This window comes from Streptomyces sp. NPDC006265 (assembly GCF_040613555.1).
Taxonomy (GTDB): Bacteria; Actinomycetota; Actinomycetes; order Streptomycetales; family Streptomycetaceae; genus Streptomyces.
In genome coordinates, this window is the sequence record NZ_JBEXSH010000711.1 from 1 (window position 1) to 4,815 (window position 4,815).

Here is a 4,815-nt window from a genome sequence, read left to right on the forward strand (position 1 = left end):
GGGCCCAGCCCGTCCGCCGTGCGGGGCCGCCCGCGAACGCCCCAGCGCGATGGCCGTGTTGAAGACCCCCGCGAAGAGCGCCGGCCCCCGCCTCCCGGGCCCGGGGTGCCGCCGCCGACAGCAAACTCTGGGCGGAGACCGAGACGCCCCCGTAGACCGGGCCCCTCTCGTGACGGCCGCGCCCCGGCTCCGGCGTACTGGCGGGCGGCCCACGTCCCCTCCGCCGTGCCCGACCCGGCGGTGAGCACCCTCCAGGAGGGGCTGCCCCAGGTCGCCGCCGGGCGCGCGGGGATGCTGCTGTGCCGTCCCACGGCCGCGTACCACCGGCGCGAGGACGTGGCGCTCATGCCGGTGGAGGGTGTGCCCGAGTCGGCGCTCGGCCTGGTCCGGCACCGGGAGGGGGAGTCGGCGGCGGTGCGCGCGTTCGCCCGGGCCCTCACCCGCCGAGGGGTATCCCTAGGAGTCGCCCGGGTCGTCGCACGACGCCGAGCCGCCGTGGAAAGATGGCGCAACCCACCCATAACGAGGAGATGACCGCGTGCCTGGCACAAACCTGACCCGCGAAGAGGCGCAGCACCGGGCGCAGCTGCTCGCCGTCGAGTCGTACGAGATCGAACTCGATCTCTCCGGCGCGCAGGAGGGCGGCACCTACCGGTCCGTGACCACGGTGCGCTTCGACGTGACGGCCGAGAACGGCGCGGAGTCGTTCATCGACCTGGTGGCGACGGCGGTGCACGAGGTGACCCTGAACGGGGACTCCCTCGACCCGGCCGAGGTTTTCGCGGACTCCCGGATCGCCCTGCCCGGCCTGCTCCGGGGCCGCAACATCCTCCGGGTCGTCGCCGACTGCGCGTACACCAACACCGGCGAGGGCCTGCACCGGTTCGTCGACCCGGTCGACGACCAGGCCTACCTCTACACCCAGTTCGAGGTCCCGGACGCCCGCCGGGTGTTCGCGAGCTTCGAGCAGCCGGACCTCAAGGCGACCTTCCAGTTCACCGTGACGGCGCCCGAGGGCTGGACGGTCATCTCCAACTCCCCGACGCCCGAGCCCCAGGACAACGTCTGGGTCTTCGAGCCGACGCCGCGTATCTCGACGTACATCACGGCGCTGATCGTCGGCCCGTACCACTCGGTGCACAGCGTGTACGAGAAGGACGGCCAGTCCGTCCCGCTCGGCATCTACTGCCGGCCCTCCCTCGCCGAGTACCTCGACTCGGACGCCATCTTCGAGGTGACCCGGCAGGGCTTCGAGTGGTTCCAGGAGAAGTTCGACTACGCGTACCCGTTCGAGAAGTACGACCAGCTGTTCGTGCCGGAGTTCAACGCGGGCGCGATGGAGAACGCGGGCGCGGTGACCATCCGTGACCAGTACGTGTTCCGCTCGAAGGTGACGGACGCGGCGTACGAGGTGCGCGCGGAGACCATCCTGCACGAGCTGGCCCACATGTGGTTCGGCGACCTCGTGACCATGGAGTGGTGGAACGACCTGTGGCTGAACGAGTCGTTCGCCACGTACACGTCCATCGCCTGCCAGGCGCACGCGCCCGGGTCGCGCTGGCCGCACGCGTGGACGACGTTCGCCAACTCCATGAAGACATGGGCGTACCGGCAGGACCAGTTGCCGTCCACCCACCCGATCATGGCGGAGATCCGGGACCTGGACGACGTCCTCGTCAACTTCGACGGCATCACGTACGCCAAGGGCGCCAGCGTCCTCAAGCAGCTCGTCGCCTACGTCGGCATGGACGAGTTCTTCCGGGGCGTACAGGCGTACTTCAAGCGCCACGCCTACGGCAACACGCGGCTGTCGGACCTGCTGGGCGCGCTGGAGGAGACCTCCGGCCGCGACCTGAAGACCTGGTCGGAGAAGTGGCTCCAGGCGGCCGGCATCAATGTGCTGCGCCCGGAGATCGAGACGGGCTCCGACGGGGTCGTCACGTCCTTCGCCATCCGCCAGGAGGCCCCGGCCCTGCCCGCCGGCGCCAAGGGTGAGCCGACGCTGCGTCCGCACCGGATCGCGGTCGGTCTCTACGACCTCGACGAGACGAGCGGCAAGCTGGTCCGCCGGGAGCGGATCGAGCTGGACGTGGACGGCGAGCTGACGGCCGTACCGCAGCTGGTGGGGCAGCCCCGCCCGGCCGTGATCCTGCTCAACGACGACGACCTGTCGTACGCGAAGGTCCGCCTGGACGAGCAGTCGCTGGCCTTCGTCACGGAGCACCTCGGCGACTTCGAGTCCTCCCTGCCGCGCGCCCTGTGCTGGGCGTCGGCCTGGGACATGACGCGCGACGCCGAGCTGGCGGCCCGCGACTACCTGTCGCTGGTGCTGTCCGGCATCGGCAAGGAGTCGGACATCGGTGTGGTGCAGTCGCTCCAGCGGCAGGTGAAGCTGGCGATCGACCTGTACGCCGACCCGGCCGCCCGCGAGGCGCTGCTGGCCCGCTGGACCGACGCGACGCTGGCGCACCTGCGGGCGGCGGCGCCGGGCAGCGACCACCAGCTGGCGTGGGCGCGCGCGTTCGCGGCGACGGCCCGCACGCCGGAGCAGCTCGATCTGCTGGACGCGCTGCTGGACGGCTCGCAGACGATCGAGGGACTGGCCGTCGACACGGAGCTGCGGTGGGCGTTCGTGCAGCGCCTCGCCGCGGTCGGCCGGTTCGACGAGGCGGAGATCGCGGGCGAGTACGAGCGTGACCGCACGGCCGCGGGTGAGCGTCACGCGACCACGGCCCGGGCGGCCCGGCCGACGGCGGAGGCCAAGGCGGAGGCGTGGGAGTCGGTCGTCGACTCCGACAAGCTGCCGAACGCCGTGCAGGAGGCGGTCATCGCCGGCTTCGTCCAGACCGACCAGCGCGAGGTGCTCGCCCCGTACGCGGAGCGGTACTTCGAGGTGGTCAAGGACATCTGGGAGTCCCGCTCCCACGAGATGGCCCAGCAGATCGCCGTCGGCCTCTACCCGACCGTGCAGGTCTCCCAGGAGATCCTGGACCGGACGGACACCTGGCTGACCTCCGCCGAGCCGACCGCGGCCCTGCGGCGCCTGGTCTCGGAGTCCCGCGCGGGCGTGGAGCGCGCCCTGCGGGCCCAGCGGGCGGACGCGGCGGCCTCCGGGGAGTAACCCCGGCGCTCCGCAACACCCCGAAGGGGCGTCCGGGCTGTGCCGGACGCCCCTTCGCCTGTCCCCCACCCTCCGCGGGCGCAGCCGCACCTATCGCCGCAGCGCCGCGTCCCGCACGTCCGTCGCCCCGGTGTGGACGTTCCTCCCGGTGACGCCGACGGTCCGCGACGGCCGGGTGACGAACTGCCCCGCCACCGTCGCCCCGAACGCCAGCCCCATGCCGGCCAGTTGCACCGGCGTCAGCGCCTGCCCGAGCGCCGCCCAGCCGACGACGGCGGCGGTCAGCGGGGAGAGCGGGCCGAGGAAGGTGACCTGCGTGGCGGTCATACGGCCGATGCCGCGGAACCACAGCCAGTACGCGAGCGCCGTGTTCGCGACGGCGAGGTAGAGGTAGCCGCCGACCGCCCGGCCGTCCAGCGCCGGCGGGGCGCCCTCGATCAGGAAGGCGAGCGGCGCGATGAGCAGGCCGCCCGCGGTGAGCTGCCAGCCGGTCAGCGCGAGCGGCCCGACCCCCTCGGGCCGGCCCCAGCGCTGGGTGAGGACGGTGCCGGCCGACATCGAGGCCGTGGAGGCCACGGCCGCCAGCAGGCCGAGCGTGTCCAGCGCCCCGGCCGCCCGCAGGACGACGAGGCTGACGCCGAACGCGGCCACCGCCCCGGTCACCAGCGTGCGCGCCGACGGCCGCTGTCCGAGCAGCAGCGCCGAGAGACCGGCCACGAACAGCGGCCCTGCGGAGCCGACGACCGCCGCCAGACCGCCGGGCAGCCGGTACGCGGAGAGGAACAGCAGCGGGAAGAAGGCGCCGATGTTCAGCGCGCCGAGCACCGCCGCCTTCCACCACCAGGCACCGCGCGGCAGCACCCGGGCGAGGGCGAGCAGCAGGAGACCGGCGGGCAGGGCGCGCACCAGGGCGGTGAACAGGGGGCGGTCGGGCGGGAGGAACTCGGTGGTGACCGCGTAGGTCGTGCCCCAGGAAACGGGCGCGAGGGCGGTGAGGGTGATGAGGGCCGGGCGGGAGAGGGCCATGGGAGACACCCTTCAAAGTAGGTCAGCAGAAAGTAGCTTACTGCTAAGCAACTTTCAGTCAAGCTACTTTCTTGCGGGTGACCGAGCACCGGCCGATACTCGTGCCATGAGCACACGCCCGGAGCAGCGCAAGGACCCCGTCGACGTGATCATCGACCAGTGGGCGACGGTCAGGCCCGACCTCGACACCCGCGCCATGGAGGTCTTCGGCCGGGTCAACCGCCTCTCACACGCGATCGGCGAGCGGGTGGGGCAGGCGTACGCGAAGTTCGGGATCTCCCGCGGGGAGTTCGACGTCCTGGCGACCCTGCGCCGCTCCGGCGAGCCCTACACACTCTCGCCCCGGCAGCTCTCCGCGACGCTGATGCTCACCACCGGCGGCATGACGGGGCGCCTGGACAAGCTGGAGCGGGCGGGCCTGCTGCGCCGCTCCCCCGATCCGCACGACCGGCGCGGGCTGCACGTCACGCTCACCGATGAGGGTTGCGCACTGGTCGACGAGGCGGTCGGTGCGGGACTGGCGGTGCAGACGGAGGCGCTCTCCGCCCTGGGCGCGCAGCGGGCCGGGCAGCTCGCCGATCTGCTGCGGGACCTGCTGGCGGGGACGGACAGGTCCTGACACGACGAGGGCGCCGCCAACCCGACGCCGAGCGACGCGGACATCCGCG

General features: G+C 72.6%; 4 protein-coding genes. 3 read left to right on the forward strand and 1 reads right to left on the reverse strand.

All coding sequences use genetic code 11. The annotated features are described in order from the left end of the window. The first annotated feature begins 240 nt into the window (after positions 1-240). Together ABZ281_RS38080 and pepN are read left to right on the forward strand one after the other, a co-directional pair. Positions 241-534, forward strand: coding sequence for a hypothetical protein (locus tag ABZ281_RS38080; RefSeq protein WP_356662599.1), 294 nt, complete (start codon positions 241-243; stop codon positions 532-534). 4 nt (positions 535-538) lie between these two features. Continuing rightward, positions 539-3,121, forward strand: coding sequence for an aminopeptidase N (gene pepN, locus ABZ281_RS38085; protein ID WP_356662600.1), 2,583 nt, complete (start codon positions 539-541; stop codon positions 3,119-3,121). Positions 3,122-3,211: 90 nt separating this feature from the next. Here the strand turns inward: pepN and ABZ281_RS38090 are convergent, their stop codons facing one another. Then, entirely contained in the window at positions 3,212-4,147 is a 936-nt protein-coding gene (locus ABZ281_RS38090) for an EamA family transporter (protein WP_356662601.1), read from the reverse strand. 106 nt (positions 4,148-4,253) lie between these two features. Here ABZ281_RS38090 and ABZ281_RS38095 point away from each other — a divergent pair, with 106 nt between their 5' ends. Continuing rightward, on the forward strand, positions 4,254-4,766 hold the full coding sequence (locus ABZ281_RS38095; RefSeq protein ID WP_356662602.1) for a MarR family transcriptional regulator: 513 nt from the start codon (positions 4,254-4,256) through the stop codon (positions 4,764-4,766). Positions 4,767-4,815 lie beyond the last annotated feature (49 nt).

Excerpts from the sequence above, each read along its gene's own strand:
- ABZ281_RS38095 (WP_356662602.1), top strand. The coding sequence starts at position 4,254 with ATGAGCACACGCCCGGAGCAGCGCAAGGACCCCGTCGACGTGATCATC.
- ABZ281_RS38090 (WP_356662601.1), bottom strand. The coding sequence starts at position 4,147 with ATGGCCCTCTCCCGCCCGGCCCTCATCACCCTCACCGCCCTCGCGCCC.